At 59.3% G+C, this 18,408-nt stretch carries 18 protein-coding genes and 1 tRNA gene; 11 read left to right on the top strand and 8 right to left on the bottom strand.

Annotation, left to right across the window (positions count from 1 at the left end; translation table 11 throughout):
* Window positions 1-14: 14 nt before the first annotated feature.
* On the top strand, window positions 15-944 hold the full coding sequence (locus WMO45_RS00805) for a S1 RNA-binding domain-containing protein (RefSeq protein WP_349138727.1): 930 nt from the start codon (window positions 15-17) through the stop codon (window positions 942-944).
* Window position 945: 1 nt separating this feature from the next.
* Here the strand turns inward: WMO45_RS00805 and WMO45_RS00800 are convergent, their stop codons facing one another.
* The 3 genes from WMO45_RS00800 to glyA all read right to left on the bottom strand — a co-directional run bounded on the left by WMO45_RS00800 (window position 946) and on the right by glyA (window position 4,724).
* Window positions 946-2,211, bottom strand: a complete 1,266-nt coding sequence (locus tag WMO45_RS00800; protein WP_349138726.1) for a replication-associated recombination protein A — start codon at window positions 2,209-2,211, stop codon at window positions 946-948.
* An 81-nt stretch (window positions 2,212-2,292) separates the two neighbouring features.
* Window positions 2,293-3,360, bottom strand: a complete 1,068-nt coding sequence (locus WMO45_RS00795) for an S-layer homology domain-containing protein (protein WP_349138725.1) — start codon at window positions 3,358-3,360, stop codon at window positions 2,293-2,295.
* Between the two features lie 122 nt (window positions 3,361-3,482).
* Window positions 3,483-4,724, bottom strand: a complete 1,242-nt coding sequence (gene glyA / locus WMO45_RS00790) for a serine hydroxymethyltransferase (protein ID WP_349138724.1) — start codon at window positions 4,722-4,724, stop codon at window positions 3,483-3,485.
* 136 nt (window positions 4,725-4,860) lie between these two features.
* Here glyA and nth point away from each other — a divergent pair, with 136 nt between their 5' ends.
* Window positions 4,861-5,499, top strand: a complete 639-nt coding sequence (gene nth / locus WMO45_RS00785; RefSeq protein WP_349138723.1) for an endonuclease III — start codon at window positions 4,861-4,863, stop codon at window positions 5,497-5,499.
* Window positions 5,500-5,541: 42 nt separating this feature from the next.
* On the opposite strand, the gene WMO45_RS00780 is transcribed toward nth, so the two are convergent.
* Genes WMO45_RS00780 through trxA form a run of 4 tightly spaced genes read right to left on the bottom strand, consistent with a single transcriptional unit; the run spans window position 5,542 to window position 8,549 of the window.
* A complete protein-coding gene (locus WMO45_RS00780) occupies window positions 5,542-6,837 on the bottom strand; it encodes a redoxin domain-containing protein (protein WP_349138722.1) in 1,296 nt (431 codons plus the stop codon).
* Window positions 6,838-6,840: 3 nt separating this feature from the next.
* Complete coding sequence (locus WMO45_RS00775) at window positions 6,841-7,260, bottom strand: RrF2 family transcriptional regulator (protein ID WP_349138721.1); 420 nt, start codon at window positions 7,258-7,260, stop codon at window positions 6,841-6,843.
* Window positions 7,257-8,204 carry a thioredoxin-disulfide reductase gene (gene trxB / locus WMO45_RS00770; RefSeq protein ID WP_349138720.1) on the bottom strand — a complete coding sequence of 316 codons (948 nt, stop codon included), beginning with the start codon at window positions 8,202-8,204 and terminating at the stop codon, window positions 7,257-7,259. The genes WMO45_RS00775 and trxB overlap by 4 nt, the downstream gene beginning before the upstream one ends.
* Window positions 8,205-8,222: 18 nt before the next feature.
* On the bottom strand, window positions 8,223-8,549 hold the full coding sequence (gene trxA / locus WMO45_RS00765) for a thioredoxin (protein ID WP_349138719.1): 327 nt from the start codon (window positions 8,547-8,549) through the stop codon (window positions 8,223-8,225).
* A gap of 164 nt (window positions 8,550-8,713) precedes the next feature.
* On the opposite strand from trxA, the gene WMO45_RS00760 reads away from it, so the two are divergent.
* From WMO45_RS00760 to WMO45_RS00720, 9 genes are all read left to right on the top strand, one after another.
* Window positions 8,714-9,454: an N-acetylmuramoyl-L-alanine amidase gene (locus tag WMO45_RS00760; RefSeq protein ID WP_349138718.1), complete on the top strand. Its 741-nt coding sequence runs from the start codon at window positions 8,714-8,716 to the stop codon at window positions 9,452-9,454.
* A 9-nt stretch (window positions 9,455-9,463) separates the two neighbouring features.
* Window positions 9,464-10,744, top strand: a complete 1,281-nt coding sequence (locus tag WMO45_RS00755) for a glycosyl hydrolase family 18 protein (RefSeq protein WP_349138717.1) — start codon at window positions 9,464-9,466, stop codon at window positions 10,742-10,744.
* A gap of 309 nt (window positions 10,745-11,053) precedes the next feature.
* Window positions 11,054-11,130 (top strand) — tRNA-Arg (locus WMO45_RS00750).
* 120 nt (window positions 11,131-11,250) lie between these two features.
* Window positions 11,251-11,898, top strand: a complete 648-nt coding sequence (locus WMO45_RS00745; protein ID WP_349138716.1) for an SGNH/GDSL hydrolase family protein — start codon at window positions 11,251-11,253, stop codon at window positions 11,896-11,898.
* Between the two features lie 160 nt (window positions 11,899-12,058).
* Window positions 12,059-13,735 (top strand): formate--tetrahydrofolate ligase, encoded by a 1,677-nt coding sequence (locus tag WMO45_RS00740; protein WP_349138715.1) that lies wholly within the window; start codon window positions 12,059-12,061, stop codon window positions 13,733-13,735.
* A 13-nt stretch (window positions 13,736-13,748) separates the two neighbouring features.
* Window positions 13,749-14,366, top strand: a complete 618-nt coding sequence (locus WMO45_RS00735; RefSeq protein WP_349138714.1) for a cyclodeaminase/cyclohydrolase family protein — start codon at window positions 13,749-13,751, stop codon at window positions 14,364-14,366.
* On the top strand, window positions 14,366-15,220 hold the full coding sequence (locus tag WMO45_RS00730) for a bifunctional 5,10-methylenetetrahydrofolate dehydrogenase/5,10-methenyltetrahydrofolate cyclohydrolase (protein WP_349138713.1): 855 nt from the start codon (window positions 14,366-14,368) through the stop codon (window positions 15,218-15,220). Before WMO45_RS00735 ends, WMO45_RS00730 begins: the two co-directional genes overlap by 1 nt.
* A 155-nt stretch (window positions 15,221-15,375) precedes the next feature.
* Entirely contained in the window at window positions 15,376-16,074 is a 699-nt protein-coding gene (locus tag WMO45_RS00725; RefSeq protein WP_349138712.1) for a response regulator transcription factor, read from the top strand.
* Window positions 16,049-18,121, top strand: a complete 2,073-nt coding sequence (locus WMO45_RS00720; RefSeq protein ID WP_349138711.1) for a sensor histidine kinase — start codon at window positions 16,049-16,051, stop codon at window positions 18,119-18,121. Before WMO45_RS00725 ends, WMO45_RS00720 begins: the two co-directional genes overlap by 26 nt.
* A 55-nt stretch (window positions 18,122-18,176) precedes the next feature.
* Here WMO45_RS00720 and WMO45_RS00715 read toward each other — a convergent pair whose 3' ends face one another.
* Complete coding sequence (locus WMO45_RS00715) at window positions 18,177-18,326, bottom strand: hypothetical protein (RefSeq protein ID WP_349138710.1); 150 nt, start codon at window positions 18,324-18,326, stop codon at window positions 18,177-18,179.
* Window positions 18,327-18,408: the final 82 nt, after the last annotated feature.

Genomic DNA, 18,408 nt, shown 5'->3' with positions numbered 1-18,408 from the left:
GATTGGTCATATTGATGAGCCGCTTTCTGCCCGAAGGGCGTCTGCTTCATACACCGGAAAACCGGGCCGCCTGTGCCTCTGCCGCCACCCTGCGGCGAGCCATGGAGCGGGAAGAGCTTTTGGAGGGTGTCGCTCAGCTGTGCGACGCCGAGCACAACCTGCTGGTCCAGCTGGGTCCATTTGTCGGCTGGATCCCCCGGGAGGAAACCGCTCTCGGCATTGCGGAAGGCACTACCCGGGACATCGCGATTCTCTCCCGGGTAGGCAAACCGGTCTGTGTACAGATTGATGCGCTGGAAGAGCGGGACGGTGTCCTGTGTCCCCGCCTCTCCCGCCGCCGTGCTCAGCAGTCCGCCCTGACCTACCTGATGGAACACGCTCAACCGGGACAGGTCATTCCGGCCACGGTCACCCATCTGGAACCTTTTGGAGCTTTTGTAGACATCGGCTGCGGTGTGTGTTCTCTTATCGGTATGGAGAGCATCTCCGTCTCCCGTATCTCCTCTCCCAGTGAACGCTTTCGGGTGGGGCAGGAGATCTATGCCGCCGTCCTGGATATAGACCCGGCCTTGAGCCGGGTCTACCTCACCCATAAGGAACTTTTGGGCACCTGGGCAGAAAACGCCGCCCGCTTCCAGCCGGGGATGACGGTGCCCGGTATAGTACGTGGTCGAAAGGAGTACGGTGTGTTCATCGAGCTGACCCCCAACCTGTCCGGTCTGGCCGAACTGCGCCCCGGTCTGGAAGAGGGTGAGCGGGTCTCGGTCTACATCAAGGCTATCCTGCCGGAACGGATGAAGATCAAGCTGCTGGTCATCGACACCTTACCCCCGGAGGCGCCGCCGCCGCTGCACTATTTCATTACCCGCGGCCGGTTGGACAAATGGAAATACGCCCCGCCCGGCTGCACCAAGGTTGGGGCGGAGACCATCTTTGCCGGCTGACTCACTCCCCTTTGATCTCCTGCCAGTAGCGCCGGGCAGCCTGTTCGGTCTTATTATCGCCGTACTCATAGTAGCGGGTTCCCACCAGCGTATCGGGCAGATACTGCTGGCGGACCCAGTGGTGTGGAAAGGCGTGGGGATAGAGATATCCCTGCTCCCGCTCCTGGCCGGCAGAATCGGCGTGTATATTCTGCAGGTGCCGGGGGTAGTCCCCCGTCCTGCCCCGCCGCAGATCAGCCAGCGCCGCGTCGATGGCGCTCTCTCCCGAGTTGGACTTGGGCGCAGTGGCCATGACGAGAGCCGCGTCGGCCAGAGGAATTCGGGCCTCAGGCAGACCCAGCATATTGGCCGCGTCTACACAGGCCTTGACAATGGGAATGACCTGAGGATAGGCCAGACCCACATCCTCACAGGCGATGACCATCAGTCGCCGGCAGGCGGACACCAGGTCTCCCGCCTCCAGCAGACGGGCCAGATAGTGGCAGGCGGCGTCCGGGTCAGAGCCCCGGATGGACTTCTGCAGAGCGGAGAGAATGTCGTAGTGGTCATCCCCCTCCCGGTCGTACCGCATAGCCGAGCGCTGGGCGATCATCCGAGCATCCTCCAGCGTGACCAGAAGTTTTCCATCCTGCCGCCGGGCGGAGTTCATCAGCAGCTCAATGGCATTCATGGCCTTGCGCACATCTCCGCCGCAGGCAGAGGCGATGTGCTCCCGTACTCCGTCCTCACAGACCGCCTCCCCCTCCAGCCGCTGGGCCATGAGGCGGATGCCCCGGTCCACGGCTGGCAACACATCAGCGGCTTCGATGGGCTTGAACTCAAAAACGGTGGAGCGGCTGAGCACCGCATTATAGACATAAAAATAGGGGTTCTCCGTGGTGGAGGCAATGAGGGTGATCTTCCCGTTCTCTATAAACTCCAGCAGAGACTGCTGCTGCTTTTTATTGAAATACTGGATCTCATCCAGGTAGAGCAACACCCCGTCGGGGGCCAGCATAGTACCGATGTCCCCGATGATAGCCTTGATATCCGCAATGGAGGCCGTGGTGGCGTTGAGCCGGTGGAGCGGCCGGTTGGTACGACGGGCGATCAGGTTGGCCACGGTGGTCTTACCGGTGCCCGACGGGCCGTAGAAAATCAGATTGGGGATATTCCCCCCCTTGATGATACGGCGCAGCAGGCCGTTTTCGCCCAAAATATGGCGCTGGCCCACCACCTCATCCAGAGTCTGGGGCCGGATCTCATCCGCCAAAGGCCGGTATGTCATGGGAACAACCTCCCTGTTGCAAAGAATGGAGCGGAATTACTTCCGCTCCATTCTAACACACGTTCGATTGTCCGTAAAGAGTCAGGTCCGCTCTGTGACCTGGCCAGTGGTGAGATCCGCCTGGTACTGCTTGCCGTCAACAGTATAGGTCAGGGTCGACTCATCCTCGCTCACCGCCCAATCTGCCCCTGCGGATTGGCCGGACAGGGTGACGGTACGCCCGTCCCGCCGGATGAACAATAGCGTCTCATAAAACTGCATCATCCCGCTGTAGTTCAGGGCCAGAACAGTACCATACTGGGTATCCGCCCGGAACTGCACCTGGGAGTCGGTGATCCCCAGCTTATGCAGCGCGTTCCATACCGCCCGCTCGTAGGCGGCATCTTCCAGCTTGGCCACATTCTCCTTGCTCCGGCTCACTGGGGCGTCCTCGTAAAGGCGCAGGAAGGTGACCACCGCCTGCTCCCGGCTGTAGGTACCAAGGGGATCAAATACCATTTCTGTGTTGGAGGTACTCCCCATCACATCCAGTCCTACCATGGCAGCAATGTCGTCCTTAGCCCAGTCGGCCATGGTATCATAATCGGTATAGTCACTGTAGAGTGCCACCCGGTGATCCTCTGGATCCAGCTGTTCATAGCTGCGGGCCAGCATACAGGCCGCCTCCTGCCGGGTGATGGCGCCATCCGGGTCATAAACGGAGCCATCCCCCTTGCCGTTGACGATACCGATGAAGTAGGCCGCGTTGATGTAGCCTCTCTGCTCCCCTTGTGGCAGATCAGTCAGATAAAAGGATCCCTCGTTGTCGGAAAAGCGCTGCCACCAGCTCAGCCCGTCGCCAAAGTCCTCCTCGCCCCAGAATTCACCGTTGCGATCGGGACAGTAGTTCATGTAGGCATTCACAAAGTCCTCGTCGGTATAGCCATACTCCATGGCCAGATACCGGATCGCCAGGCAGGCAAATTCCCCACGGGTGATGGGCTGCTGCCAGTTCCCCTGGACCAGCTCGGGCACCAGCCCCATCTCTACTGCGCGGTCTATTTCCGCTTTTGCCCAGGCAGAGGGGACATTCTCCGCCGCCAGCGCCGGAGTCAGGCAGCTCCCCGCCAGTAAAGACAGGGACAATAGGGTCGACAGTATCCGTTTCATACACAGGGCCTCCCTTTTCTCGTTTTCTTTTTATACGTTTGAACACGGCAAATGGTTACAGATTTCCCCTAAATTTTTCAAAGAAAAAACGGGCCGCCGCTGCATGCGGCGGCCCGTCTGCATTACTCATACAGGGGGTACTTGGCGGTGAGCTGGGCCACCTGGGCACGGATCTCATCGGCCTTGGCTTCAAACTCCGTGGCAGTCTGCCACATGAGCCGGGCAATGACCGTCATATCCTCCTCCCGGAATCCACGGCTGGTGGCGGCGGGAGTACCCACCCGGATACCGCTGGTGACAAAGGGCTTCTCCGGGTCGTTGGGGATGGCGTTTTTGTTGACGGTGATGTTGACCTCGTCCAGCCGCTTCTCCATCTCCTTACCCGTGAGATGGGCCGGACGCAGATCCACCAGCATCAGGTGGTTGTCCGTGCCGCCGCTGACCAGGTCGAATCCCTCCGCCATCAGGGCTTTGGCCAAGGCGGCGGCATTCTTGATGATCTGCTCTTGATACGTCTTGAACTCTGGCTTGAGTGCCTCACCCAAAGCCACAGCCTTGGCGGCAATGATATGCTCCAGCGGTCCGCCCTGGCTGCCCGGGAAAATGGCCGAGTCGATCTTCTTGGCCAGCTCTTCCCGGCACAGGATCATACCGCCACGGGGGCCCCGGAGAGTCTTATGAGTGGTGGTGGTCACCACGTCGGCATAGGGCACCGGCGAGGGATGCAAACCTGCGGCCACCAGGCCGGCGATGTGGGCCATATCCACAAACAGGTAGGCCCCCACCTCATGAGCAATCTCACCAAAGGTCTTGAAATCGATGATCCGTGGATAGGCCGAGGCCCCGGCCAGGATCATCTTGGGCTTGTGCTTTTTGGCCAGATCACGGACCTGATCATAATCGATGTAGCCCTGGTCATTGACGCCGTAGGCCACCATGTGGTAGTTCTTGCCCGAAAAATTCACCGGAGAGCCGTGGGTCAGGTGGCCGCCGTTGGCCAGATCCATGCCCAGCACGGTATCCCCGTGCTCACACAGGGCCTGATACACCGCAAAGTTGGCGTTGGCGCCGCTGTGGGGCTGTACATTGGCGTGCTCGGCCCCGAAGAGCTGGCAGGCCCGCGTACGGGCGATCTCTTCCACCACATCCACGCACTGACAGCCGCCGTAGTACCGCTTGCCGGGATAGCCCTCGGCGTATTTATTGGTAAGCACCGTGCCAGCCGCGGCCAGCACCGCCTGGCTGACGAAGTTCTCCGACGCGATGAGCTCGATGTTGCGCCGCTGCCGGTCGTACTCCGCCCGGACCGCCTGACCTACTTCCGGGTCCTGCGCGGTGAGAAAGTCCATGATTTCCTTGACCAAATCCTGTCGCCACCTTTCTTGATGTTGCGCGTTGCTTCATTATACAAAATCTCACAGGAAAATACAATCACCAACGCCGGAAAAACCCTCTCGTTTTTTGTCGGAAGATATGCTATATTGTCTGAGAGGTGATTGCATGAAACAGCACGAGGACGTGTGCTCCATCGTGGAGGAGCTCAAGCGGCTCTACCCCGATGGGCTCTGTTCCCTACAATATCCCAAGCCCTATGAGCTGCTCTTTGCCGTCCGTCTGGCCGCCCAGTGCACCGACGAGCGGGTCAATATGGTCACGCCTGCCCTGTTCGCCCGCTTCCCCACCCTGGAATCCCTGGCCGAGGCCGATGTGAGCGAAGTGGAGCAGTACATCCACTCCACCGGCTTTTTCCGGGCCAAAGCCCGGGACATTGTGGCCGCCTCCCGCATGATGCTGGAGGAGTACGGCGGTCGGGTACCCGACACCATGGAAGAACTACTGAAGCTGCCCGGCGTGGGCCGAAAGACTGCCAACCTGATCTTGGGCGACGTGTACCACACCCCCGGCGTGGTGGTGGCCGACACCCACTGCATCCGCATTACCGGCCGCCTGGGCCTGACTGACGGCACCAAGGACCCCGTCAAGGTGGAGCAGCAGCTGCGCCAGGTCCTTCCTCCGGAGGAGTCCAACGACTTCTGCCACCGGATGGTGCTCCACGGCCGGGCGGTATGTATGGCCCGCAAGCCCGACTGCGCAAACTGTACCCTGCGCCCCTGGTGCGACTTTTATACCAAATCGTGAACGACCCGCCATTCGGATGTTTCCGAATGGCGGGTCGCCGTTTTATTCTCCGGTGGACTCCATGGTCTGCCGGACAATGCTCTCCATGATATCGCCGCTCAACGCGCCGGGCACGTACCCGTACACATTGCCGGAGGTATCGATCATAAACGTGGTGGGGAATGCCTGGATACCATAGGAATAGAACACATCCCCCGTCAGATCCATCACAACCGGGAAGGTGTATCCATTATCCGAAAGGAACTGCTCCACTTCCGCCTGGGTCACATCCTGGTTGTAAGGATTCTCGTCGGTCTTTGGGTTGGCCACCCCCAGCACGATCAGGTCCCCTTCATTGCTCCCGTACGCCTCATAGAGCGCCTGGATCTCCGGCATCTCGCTCTGGCACGGTCCGCACCAGGTAGCCCAGAAATTGAGAAAAACCGTCTTGCCCGCGTAGTCGGACAGCGTGTGCTCCTCCCCATACTGGTCCGTCAGGGTAAAGTCCGGGGCGGGGACAACTGGGCGTTCCTCCTCTGCCGGAGTACTCTCCGGCGTGGGAGTGGCACTCTCACTGACCGGCGCTGTACTCGGCTGAGCTGCCGGACCCTCAGCCGCTCCGCTGCCGGCAGCGCTGGAAAGATAACCGGTGATGCCGTTCATAAATCCGGTCAGCGTCATCAGTCCCATCAGGATCAGCAGGGCCGCCCCTACCTTCACGGTGTAGCGCACCACCTTTTGATGCCGCTTGAAAAAGTCCAGCACCGTCCCGGTGAACAATCCCACCGCCAGGAAGGGAATGACAAAGCCCAGGGTGTATACACCGATAAGCAAAAAGCCCTTCCCAGCGCTGCTGGCCGAGGAGGCCATGAGCAACACACTGCCCAGAGTCGGCCCCACGCAGGGCGTCCAGGCGAAGCTAAAGGTAAAGCCCAGCACCAGTGCTACCAGCGGATTCATCGCCCAGCGGTCCAACCGGAAGGGGAGCCTGTGCTCCCGCTCCAGCGCACTGGAGCGGCCAAAGGCTCCAAACTGATAGAGGCCAAACAGGATCATGATGATGCCGCTGATACGGGCAAACCAGGTCTGGTACGAGCTGAAGAACCGCCCCAACGCGGTAAAGCCAAAGCCCAGCAGGAAAAAGGCAAAGCTCACGCCCACAATGAAAAACAGGGTGTTGACCAGTACCTTTCCTCTGGGATAGCGGATGGTCCCATCCGCCTCCACCTTCCGCGCTCCGCCGGCCAGATAGCTGACATAAAGAGGCACCAGAGGCAGTACGCAGGGAGAGAAAAAGCTAAGAATTCCCTGTAAAAATACAGTCAATACCGGCACACTGGTCTCCAGTTGAAATCCCATCGGTCACTTCCGTCCTTCCAATAATCTCTCTTCGATATCCGCAAGGCTCAGCTGCGCCAGGCGGGCGTGGCAGCGCGCGTCCAGATCGTCCATTACCTCGTCCATCACCCCGGCCATACCGGAGGCCACCAGGCAGGGACGATCCACACCGCCGCTGTGCCAGGCCGGCTCGACAAAGCGCACATCCAGCGCACGGGCCACCTGCTCCAGCTTCAGGGCTGAGGGATCACCGCAGAAAAGATAGCCGCCTGCGATTCCAGTTCGTGTCTCCACCAGCCCCGCCCGCTTGAGAGCGGACATTACCTTGCGCACCCGGGCAGGATTGGTGCAGATGTTCTCCGCCAACTCCTCACTGGAGAGTTGACAACCCCGGCGGTGCAGATAAACCAGGGCATGCACCGCCACACAGAACAGGCCGTTCACGAGGCGTTTCCCGCCTTCCCGTGCTCCAGATTCAGGAGATACTCCTCCACAAAGTGGGCGGCCACCGCCCCATCAGCCGCCGCCGTGATGATCTGCCGCACCGCCTTGGTGCGGACATCTCCCACCGCGAAGACACCGGGCAGGCTGGTCCGTGTGGTCTCGTCAGCCACCAGGTAGCCGGACCCGTCCAGCTCAGCCTGACCGGCAAAGAGAGCGGTGTCGGGCACACGCCCTACCGCCACAAAAAGGCCGTCGCACGCCAGTTCCCGCCGCTGGCCGCTCACCACATCCTCCAGTTCCACACCGGTAAGGCGCCCATCCCGGCGCAGAGCCGTCACCCTGCTGTTCCAGAGGATCTCTACCCCAGCCTCGTCCAGAGCCCCGCGGTAAACGGCGGAGGCCCGCAGACTGTCCCGCCGGTGGATGAGGTAGACCTTTTTGCAGAGCTTGGCAAGGTAGAGCGCCTCCTCTACCGCCGTGTTGCCGCCGCCGTTGACCGCCACAGTCTTGTCCCGGAAAAACATCCCGTCACAGGTGGCACAGTATGCCACTCCACGGCCCCTCAGCTCCCGCTCGCCGGGCAGCCCCAGTTCCCTGGGATAGGCCCCGGTGGCCAGCACCACGGCATCGGCCCAAAAGGTGCCCTCGCTGCTGTCGATGCGCTTGGGACTGGCCGTCAGATCCACCGCCGTCACCTCAGCATACACAGTCTCTACCCCAAAACGGCTGGCCTGGCGCTCCATCTTCTCCCCCAGCTCAAAGCCGTCTACCCCGTCCTCAAAGCCAGGGTAATTCTCCACGATACCGGTAGTGGCCATCTGGCCGCCTGGCGAAAGCTTTTCCAACACCGCCACACTCCGGCCGGAGCGGGCGCAGTACAGTCCCGCCGTATACCCGCCGGGTCCGCCGCCGATCACCACTACGTCATAACGTTTCTGGTCCATTCCGCTCCCTCCGTTTCCTTACTGCACTTGCTGGGTACCCAGCCACTCTACAATCTGAGCCTTAGATCCAGGCGCAACCAACGGCTGGCCCGCCTTGCCCCCCTGGAAAAGCAGCAGTGTAGGAATGGTCTCCACCGCAAAGCGCTCTTCCAGCTCGGGCTGTTCATCCACGTTGACCTTATACACGGTCAGCTTGTCCGCATACTGCGCCGCGATCTGGTCCAGGGCCGGCCCGATCCGCCGGCAATAGCCGCACCAAGGCGCCCAAAAATCCACCAAAACCGGCCTGTCAGCCTCCAGCACCAATGCCTCAAAGTGTTCCTTCGTCAATTCCATCGCTGCCATGGTACAACATCCTTTCGCTTTTATTTGTCTTCTCTAACTGTATTTTTTCTAGTTACATTTCTATGGTTAGGATAACAGAATTCCTACCATTCGTCAAGTCTTTTTTACTCCGGTTATCACACCGCCGCTTTTGCGCATACGATGGGATAAAAGGAGGTATTCCCATGCCCATCATTTATCTTTCCCCTTCCACGCAGGAAAATAATTTTTATGTCAATGGCGGCACGGAAGAGGCTTGGATGAACCGGCTGGCAGACGCTATGGAGCCCTACCTCACCGCCTCCGGCATTCGCTACAGCCGAAATACTCCGGATATGACGGCTGCCTCGTCCATCCGGGCCTCCAACGCCGGCAATTACGATCTGCATCTGGCCCTCCACTCCAATGCGGCCCCAGAGGACCGGTATGGGCAGGTGCGCGGCGTATTGGTCTTTTTCTACCCCGGTTCTGCGCAGGGTCGAGAGGCGGCTGAGCTGATTGCCAACGGTTTGAAAACCGTTTATCCTCTTCCCAATCTGGTACGTGCCGAACCCACTACCTCTATCGGCGAGGTCCGTCGGGTACGGGCCCCCTCGGTATTCCTGGAACTGGGCTATCATGACAACCCAGACGACGCTGCCTGGGTACAAAATAACCTGGATGCCATCGCCCGGAATCTGGTGCTTTCCCTGACGGAGTTCTTCGGTCTCCCCTTCCTGCTGCCCCAATCCCCACGCCCAGCCGTAGTAGATGTCTCCTGGGGCTATCTGAACATACGGGATAAGCCCAACACATCCTCGGCCGTTTTGGCCCGGGCCTATGACGGGGCCCGGCTGACTGTACTCAATCAGTGGGAAAACTGGTATGTGGTGCGCTTTGACGGCATCGTAGGCTGGGCCAGCGCCGATTTCGTAACCCTAATTTGAGGCTCTGCCATGCTGATCCATATTGTACAGCCCGGAGACAGCGTTTACCGCATCGCCCTGGAGTATGGCGTTCCCATGTCCCAAATTATTCTGGACAATGACCTGGAACACGCCGCCCGCCTTGCTGTGGGGCAGGCGTTGGTCGTCCAGTTTCCACGCCAGACTCACACGGTCCGCGCCGGCGAGACTGCCTCCGGTATTGCCCGGCGCTATGGGATCTCCCTGCGCCAGCTCTACCGCAACAATCCGATCCTGGGTGGAGATCCCGCACTCTATCCCGGACAGACCTTGGTGATCACCTATGACAGCGTTCCGGAGGAAACCCTGTCCGTCAACGGATACGCCTATCCCTACATCAACCCTGCTCTGCTGCGCTCTGTCCTCCCCTATCTGTCCGGGCTGACACCCTTTACCTATGGCTTTACACCGGACGGGAACCTAGTAGAGCTGGACGACCGGGCTCTGATTACCGCGGCCATGCAAGGTGACGTGGCACCGCTGATGCATCTGTCCACCCTAACCGAGGAAGGTGGCTTCTCCAATGCATTGGCACACGCCATATTCACCGACACCGCTGCACGTTCCACTCTGATTGATCAGGTTGTAAACACAATCCGTGAAAAGGGATACCGCGGACTGGACGTGGACTTTGAGTATGTCTACGCGGAGGATGCCGGAGCCTATGCCGATTTCTTGCGTCAACTATCTGACCGTCTGAACCCGCTGGGATATCCGGTCATCGCAGCGCTTGCACCCAAAATTTCTGCCGATCAGCGCGGCACACTTTACGAAGGACATGATTTTCGCGCCATCGGCGCAGCAGTGGACCAGGTCCTGCTCATGACCTATGAATGGGGCTACACCTATGGCCCTCCCATGGCGGTGGCTCCCCTGCCCAATGTCCGCCAAGTGGTAGAATATGCCCTGTCAGAGATTCCTGCCAGCAAGATCTGGCTTGGCGTGCCTGCTTATGGTTACGACTGGCCCCTTCCTTTTATTCAGGGTAAGAGCAAGGCCCAATCGATCTCGCCCCAGCAGGCAGTGGAGCGGGCCGTGCAATATGGCGCCCAGATCCAGTACAGCACCTATGCACAGGCCCCCTGGTACCGCTATCGGGACGCCTCCGGAGTGGAACACGAGGTCTGGTTTGAAGATGCCCGCAGCATTCAGGCCAAACTGGCCCTAATTGGTGAATACGGTCTTATCGGCCCGGGATACTGGAATTTGATGCGGCCTTTCCCACAAAACTGGCGGGTTCTGAACGCCCTGTACCACATACGCACGCTCTAATTGTGTCGCTTTTAGCGTTCATAATTCGTTCACAGTAAGTTTGAAAACGGTTCATCACTTCCGTCCAAAGTCTGGTATGATAAACACAGTCAAATTGATTGGATATGACCTCCGTTTTCTTCTCTCTCTTCTCTCTTCTATGAGCACATTTGCACTGTTCCTCCTGCAGGGCGGCAGCCGCTCCCTGCGGGAGGGACAGACCAAAAATTCCGCGCTTCTGATATTCAGAGGCGCGTTTTTTAGTTTTTAAAAATTTCTCTTGCATTTTATTTCAAGCTGTGCTATTATTATTAAGCTGTCGTGAGACATGCGGCTGTAGCTCAGTTGGATAGAGTGTTTGGCTACGAACCAAAAGGTCGGGGGTTCGAATCCCTTCAGCCGTACCAGTCGGAGTAAGCGTTTTTGCTTACTCCGGCTTTTTTATTTCATTACCGCCTGCATCATGGTATACTAAAAATATCGTTTTTTAGACGCACATCACCGCACCAGAAAGGAACGAAACGGACATGGAACACAAGCCGCTTAAACACATTCTCTGTTACGGAGATTCCAATACCTTTGGCTCCGACCCGGATCATCCCGGCCAGCGCCATCCCTACCAGGTGCGCTGGACCGGCCGCCTTCAACACCTGCTGGGGGAGGATTACCGTGTCATTGAAGAGGGCATGGGCGGACGCAATACAGTATGGGACGACCCGCTGGAGGACAACCGGAATGGTCTGCGTTTCCTGCCGGTAGCCCTCCAAAGCCACAAACCATTGGACCTGGTGATCCTTGCCCTGGGCACCAACGACTGCAAAAGCCACCTGCCCGCCAATGCCGCCACCAGCACTCTGGGCATGGCACGGCTGATCGACACCGTGCGGCGCTTTGATTACGGCCCCGTCATGTCTGCCCCTCAGATTCTGCTGCTTGCCCCCATCCATATCGGTACAGAGATCGCTCACAGCAGTTTCACCATGTTTGACGATGCTTCCAGAGCCATGTCCATGGAATTGGGTCCCCGTTATCGCGCTCTGGCGGAAAGCTGCGGCTGTGCGTTTCTGGATGCCGCCGCCGTAGCTGGCCCCGGTGCCGATCAGCTACACATGGCTTCCGATGGACACCAGGCCGTGGCGGAGGCCCTGGCCCCAATGATCCGCGGGCTGCTCTGAGCCATCTGGAAACTGATTCTTTTTGTTTCCACCTCTTTTTTCGTCTGGTTGACAAGGAAAACAAAGGATGTTACCATAAAAATAAGTTTTTTGAACGGGGGGAGATGCCGGAGAAACCGTCATCTTCCCTGTGTTTTTATGAAAGCAAAGGAGTGTCATCATGGAAGTGAAGTCGGATATTGAGATCGCCCAGGCTTGTCAGATGAAGCCCATCCAGGAGATCGCCGCTGTTGCCGGCGTGGACGAATCCTATCTGGAGTACTATGGACGCTATAAGGCCAAAATCGACCTGCGGCTGCTGGCCGACCGCGCCGGGCGGCCGGACGGAAAATTGATCCTGGTCACCGCCATCAATCCCACTCCCGCCGGCGAGGGCAAGACCACCACCACCGTTGGTCTGGCCGACGGCATGCGCCGTCTCGGCAAAAACACCGTCGTGGCCCTGCGGGAACCCAGCCTGGGTCCCGTGTTCGGCGTCAAGGGCGGCGCAGCCGGCGGCGGTTACGCTCAGGTAGTCCCCATGGAGGACATCAACCTTCACTTCACCGGCGACTTTCACGCCATCGGCGCGGCCAACAACCTGCTGGCCGCCATGCTGGACAACCACATCCAGCAGGGCAACACCCTGGACATCGACGTGCGGCGCATCACCTGGAAGCGCTGCGTGGACATGAACGACCGTCAGCTGCGCAACATCGTGTGCGGCCTGGGCGGCAAGGTCAACGGCGTGCCTCGGGAGGACGGCTTTGACATCACAGTGGCCAGCGAGATTATGGCCGTACTCTGCCTGGCCGACGGTCTGGCCGATCTGAAGGCCCGGCTGGGCCGTATGGTAGTGGCCTACAACCGCTCCGGTGCCCCCATTACCGCCCACGACCTGAAGGCCGAGGGCGCCATGGCCGCCCTACTTAAGGACGCCATCAAGCCCAACCTGGTCCAGACGCTGGAGGGCACTCCTGCCTTTATCCACGGCGGTCCTTTCGCCAACATTGCCCACGGCTGCAACTCCGTGATGGCTACCCGGGTGGCCCTGAAGATGGGCGACTATGCCATTACCGAGGCCGGCTTCGGCGCGGATCTGGGTGCCGAGAAATTCCTGGACATCAAGTGCCGTCTGGCGGATCTGCATCCCTCCGCGGTGGTAGTCGTAGCCACCGTCCGCGCTCTCAAGCACCACGGCGGCGTGGCCAAGGCGGAGCTGGGCAATGAAAATCTGGAGGCTCTGGAAAAGGGCCTGCCCAACCTGCTGCGCCATGTGGAGAACATCACCACGGTCTATGGTCTGCCCTGTGTGGTGGCCATCAACCGCTTCCCCACCGACACCGAGGCCGAGCTGAAACTGGTAGAAGACAAATGCCGGGCCCTTGGGGTCAATGTGGCCCTCAGCGAAGTGTGGGCCAAGGGCGGCGAGGGCGGCATGGCGCTGGCCCGCGAGGTCATCCGTCTGTGCGAGGAGCCCAACCACTTCTCCTTTGCTTACGATCTGGAGCAGTCCATCGAAGATAAGCTCAATGCCATCGTCCGAAACGTCTATCACGGCGATGGCGTGGTACTCACCAACGCTGCCAAAAAGCAGGCGGCGGAACTGACCGCCCTTGGCTTTGGCGGCCTGCCCATCTGCATGGCCAAGACCCAGTATTCTTTCTCTGACGACGCCACTCTGCTGGGCGCTCCGGAGGGCTTTACCGTGACGGTACGCAACTTGAAGGTCAGCGCCGGCGCGGGCTTCCTGGTGGCCCTCACCGGGGATATTATGACCATGCCCGGCCTTCCCAAGGTCCCCGCTGCCGAGAAGGTAGATGTGGATGCTAACGGGAAGATCTCCGGCCTGTTTTAAAGGAGGTCTGCCAATGGATACCGCACAGCAAAGCTGCGGCGCGTTTCTCGACGCGTTGGCCGCTAAGGCCCCCGTCCCCGGCGGCGGCGGTGCCTCCGCCCTGGTGGGCGCTTTGGGCACCGCCCTATGCACCATGGTAGGCAATTACACCCTGGGCAAGCCGAAATATGCGGCAGTCGAACCTGATGTCCGGGCACTGATGGACCGGGCCGAGGCTATCCGCACCAGACTTCTGGCGCTGGTGGATGAGGATGCCGCTGCCTTTGAACCCCTCTCCAAAGCCTACTCCATCCCCAAGGACGAGCCGGATCGGACGGAGCGGCTGGAGGTCTGCCTGAAACAAGCGGCGGCTACTCCCATGGAAATTCTTCGTCTAAGCTGTGAAGCAATTAAGCTTCACAGAGATATGCTGGAAAAGGGCAGCGTACTGATGCGCTCGGACGTGGGCACCGGCGTGGTTTTCTGCTGGAGTGCACTGTACGGCGCGGCCCTGAACGTAAAGGTCAACACCAAAAGCATGACCGACCTAGACTACGCCCAGGCCATGAACGCCGTGGTAGACGCGCTGGTGGAAGAGCACCGACAGATCGCCGAACAGGTCTATGAGACGGTAATGGGGGGGTATTGCTGATGGCAGAGCTCTGGAAGGGCGCGCCGGTCGCCGCCGCCCTCACCGGGCAGCTGACTGCCCGGACCGAACAGCTAATCGCCCGCGGCGTCACCCCCACTCTGGCCATTGTTCGGGTAGGTCAGCGGCCGGAGGACCTCTCCTATGAGCGGGGCGCACTGAAGCGATGTCAGGCCATCGGCATTGCTGTAAAGCAATTTATCCTGCCAGAAGATTCCTCTCAGCAGGACTTGTTAAAGGTGATTCAGCAGGTCAATACGGACCCCGGAATCCACGGTTGTCTCCTGTTCCGTCCCCTCCCCCGCCACATGGATGAGGAGGCGGTATGCGCTGCCCTCTCCCCCGCCAAAGATGTGGACGGTATTACCGCCGGCTCTTTGGCCGGGGTATTTACGGGCCGCGGGCAGGGTTTTCCCCCATGTACTGCCCAGGCCTGCCTGGAACTGTTGCGCCACTACGGCTATGACCTGACGGGCAAACGTGCGGTGGTGGTAGGCCGCAGTTTGGTCATCGGTCGTCCGGCAGCCATGCTGCTGCTGCATGAAAACGCCACGGTCACCCTCTGCCACACCCGTACCGCCGACCTGGCCGCCGAGTGCCGCCGGGCAGATGTGCTGGTGGCCGCAGTGGGCCGGGCAGGCGCTATTGGCGCCGACTGTCTTGCCCCCGGTCAGGTAGTCATCGACGTGGGCATCAACGTGGACGCGGATGGAAACCTGGTGGGCGACGTGGATTTTGCCGCAGCCTCAGCCCTGGTAGACGCCATCACTCCGGTTCCCGGAGGTGTTGGGGCCGTCACCACCTCGGTGCTGGCCCGCCATGTCGTGGAGGCAGCCGAGCGAACTTCCAACAACTGAACCGCATAGGCCAAGCGGCGCGCCCTCCGGCGCGCCGCTTTTTCTTGCCCTCCGTTGGCAGGACATGCTATATTGTAAGAGATTTGTCAGAATTTTATCTGCCGGTTCGTCAGATGGAACGGTTACTATAGACATGACATAAGGAGGGAGCTGTCATGAACGAGTGTATTCTGGTGGTGGATGACGATCCGGAGATCGTCAATGCCATCGCCATCCTGCTGGAAAAAGAGGGCTACCGGGTACTGAAGGCATACAACGGCATGCAGGCGCTGGATTTGGCTCTGGAACCATCCCTGCGGCTGATCCTCATCGACGTGATGATGCCCAAACTGGACGGACTGTCCGCCGTGCTGCGCATCCGGGAACAGCGCAATCTGCCCATCATCGTCCTATCGGCCAAAAGCGAGGATTCCGATAAGATCCTGGGGCTTTCCATGGGGGCGGACGACTATGTGGCCAAACCGTTCCACCCCCAGGAGCTGGTGGCACGGGTCCGCAGCCAATTGCGCCGGTACACTCAGTTGGGGGACGTGAATGCCGCCGCTCAGGGGCGTGAAATCATCAACGGGCGGCTGCGCTACCGGCCGGAAGAACACACCCTGCTGGTGGATGGAGAGCCGGTACGGCTTACCGCCACGGAGCTGAAGATCGTGGATCTGCTTATGCGCAACCTGGGGCGAGTCTTTCCCGCCGAGGAGATCTATCGCCGGGTGTGGAACGAAGAGGCCTATGCCACGGAGAACACAGTCATGGTGCATATCCGCCGCATTCGCGAAAAAATAGAACTCAATCCAAAAGAACCGGAATATTTGAAGGTGGTGTGGGGCATTGGATACAAAATCGAGAAGCATTAAACCTGCCCTGGCCTTTCTGGCCTTTGTGCTGGGGATCAGCCTGCTGGTCTTCTCCGCAGCAGCCTATTTTTTGCTGTTCGTCACCTACCGGGACAGCCACTATGCTCAGTATTTTGCTGACGCACTCCAATCGGACTATCAGCAAACCACTTTCTTCCGCAGCGCCATAAGCAGCCGCCTCTACTCCTTGCTGGACTATGCAGCGGCACCGGAGGACAGCGCCGGATTGCCGGTCGATACAGAGGACTACAACCTTCTCTTCTGGGTGAAAAAGGATGGCCAGACCCTTCTTTCCAATACCAACGCCCTCACCTCCACCCAGGCGCCGGATGGCTATAATTTTCTGCTCTATTTTGACGGAAGCAAAGTCACCATCCATAAAGACGGCCAGGAGATAGACGTCTATGGAGACGGCATGTTCCGCAGTACAGAGGAAGACTGGTTCGTCCCCGGTTACACCACGGGAAATACACCTTATGATCCGTCCTACGCTGACATCACAGTCTGCATGGCAGCAGCACAAACCCCTGTGCAGTACAACACCAGCTACGGTCTTTATTCCCTTGTACAGGACATGCGCACGGTCCGCGCGATCCTCATCTGGCTGCTGATTGTGCCGCCTATAGCCGGAGTGGCACTGATTATCCTGTCCATTTTCTGGCACAGGCACAAGGTACATGCCGACCGTGCCATCGCTTGGTTTACCGGGCACATTTGGCTGGAAATCAAGGTATTGCTGCTTATCCCCCTATGTTTTCTGGGAGCCTACGCCATCGTGGTCAGTATCAATCTGTTGATACAGGGTTATTTGCACAACAGTCCCCTGAGCTATTTGTCGGTGCCCGCGGTCATATGGTGGTGTTACTTCTATCTCAACGACCTGCGGTACAATTTCGGGCAGCTGCGCATCCACAGCTTTTGTGCTGCCTGTGCCCGGCTGCTGCGCCGTCAGGAACTGCGCTGGCCGGTACAGCAGCGGATGGACCGGCGCTCTGTGCTCCAGTTTTTGCTGTGTATTCCCTTTTTCCTGTTCTGTGCTATATGGGTCCCCTGGTTGTACGACTACCGCTTCTACTCTGGCCTTGGTCCGCTGCTGCTGGCGGTCCTCTGTCTGGCCGGGGTTGGTCTGATTGCCGCTCAACTCTGGCTGATGAAACGAAACCGCACCGCCACAGCGGACATGGACCGGCTGCTGGCCCACATCAAAGCTGCCGGAGAAGGACAGCCTGTGGACACGCTGCCTCTCCCGGAGGATTCTGATCTACTGGACGCGGCCCAGAGCCTTGCCCACATGGAAGATGGATTGCGCACCGCCCTGGCTGGTCAAATGAAGAGCGAACGGATGAAGGTAGAACTCATCGCCAATGTATCACACGACCTGAAAACACCTCTGACCTCCATCATCAGCTATACCGAACTTCTCCAGCAAGAACCGGGGCTGCCGGAACATGTGAACGACTATATCCGCATCCTCTCCGACAAGGCAAGGCGGCTGCAGACCATGGTGCAGGATGTATTTGAGGTAAGCAAGGCGGCCACCGGCAACCTGCCCACCCACTGCCGGCCCATTGATTTTGCCAAGCTCCTGCGCCAGACACTGGCCGATATGAACGAAGCCATCGAGGCCAGCTCCTTCCTCCTGCGCGTCACCCTCCCTGAAGAGCCTGTTTGGATCGAGGCCGACGGCGACCGCCTCTACCGGGTGTTTCAGAATCTTATTGGCAATGCCCTGAAGTACTCGCTGGAGGGCTCCCGGATTTACCTCCAGCTGATAGTGGAGGACACTCAGGCACAAGCAATCCTTCAAAACACCTCCCGGGACGAACTGCCCGGCGGCGTGGACCTGACGGAACGCTTCGTCCGTGGTGACGCCAGCCGCACCGACGGAGGCAGCGGACTGGGTCTGTCCATCGCCCGAACCTTTACCGAGGCCTGCGGCGGCCGTTTTCAGGTGCAGACCCAAGCCGATCTGTTTACCGCAACGGTCGCCTTCCCCCTGACCTCAAAACAACCGGAAGCGGACGATACACCAGCGGAATTTTCCTGAGTACAAAAAGCAAGAGCGGGCCCCCGAATGGGGACCCGCTCTATTTTCTTATGGATCAGCAGCAGCTGTTTCCGCAGCCATTGTTGCAGCCGCAGCCATTTCCGCCCATATTGCCGCCGCAGCAGCAGCACAGCAGAATGATAATCAGGATGATCCACAGGCAGCCACCGCCACCAAACCCGCTACCGCTATTACAACAACCCATTCCAAAATACCTCCTGATCGAAGATGGAAACCGGGAGCGATGCGGCGGGGCCGCCGCGCCGGTCTCACTTCATACTATGCCA

It is taken from the genome of Flavonifractor hominis (assembly GCF_040095835.1).
Classification (GTDB): domain Bacteria; phylum Bacillota; class Clostridia; order Oscillospirales; family Oscillospiraceae; genus Flavonifractor; species Flavonifractor hominis.
This window is presented reverse-complemented; position numbering and strand designations above follow the sequence as displayed.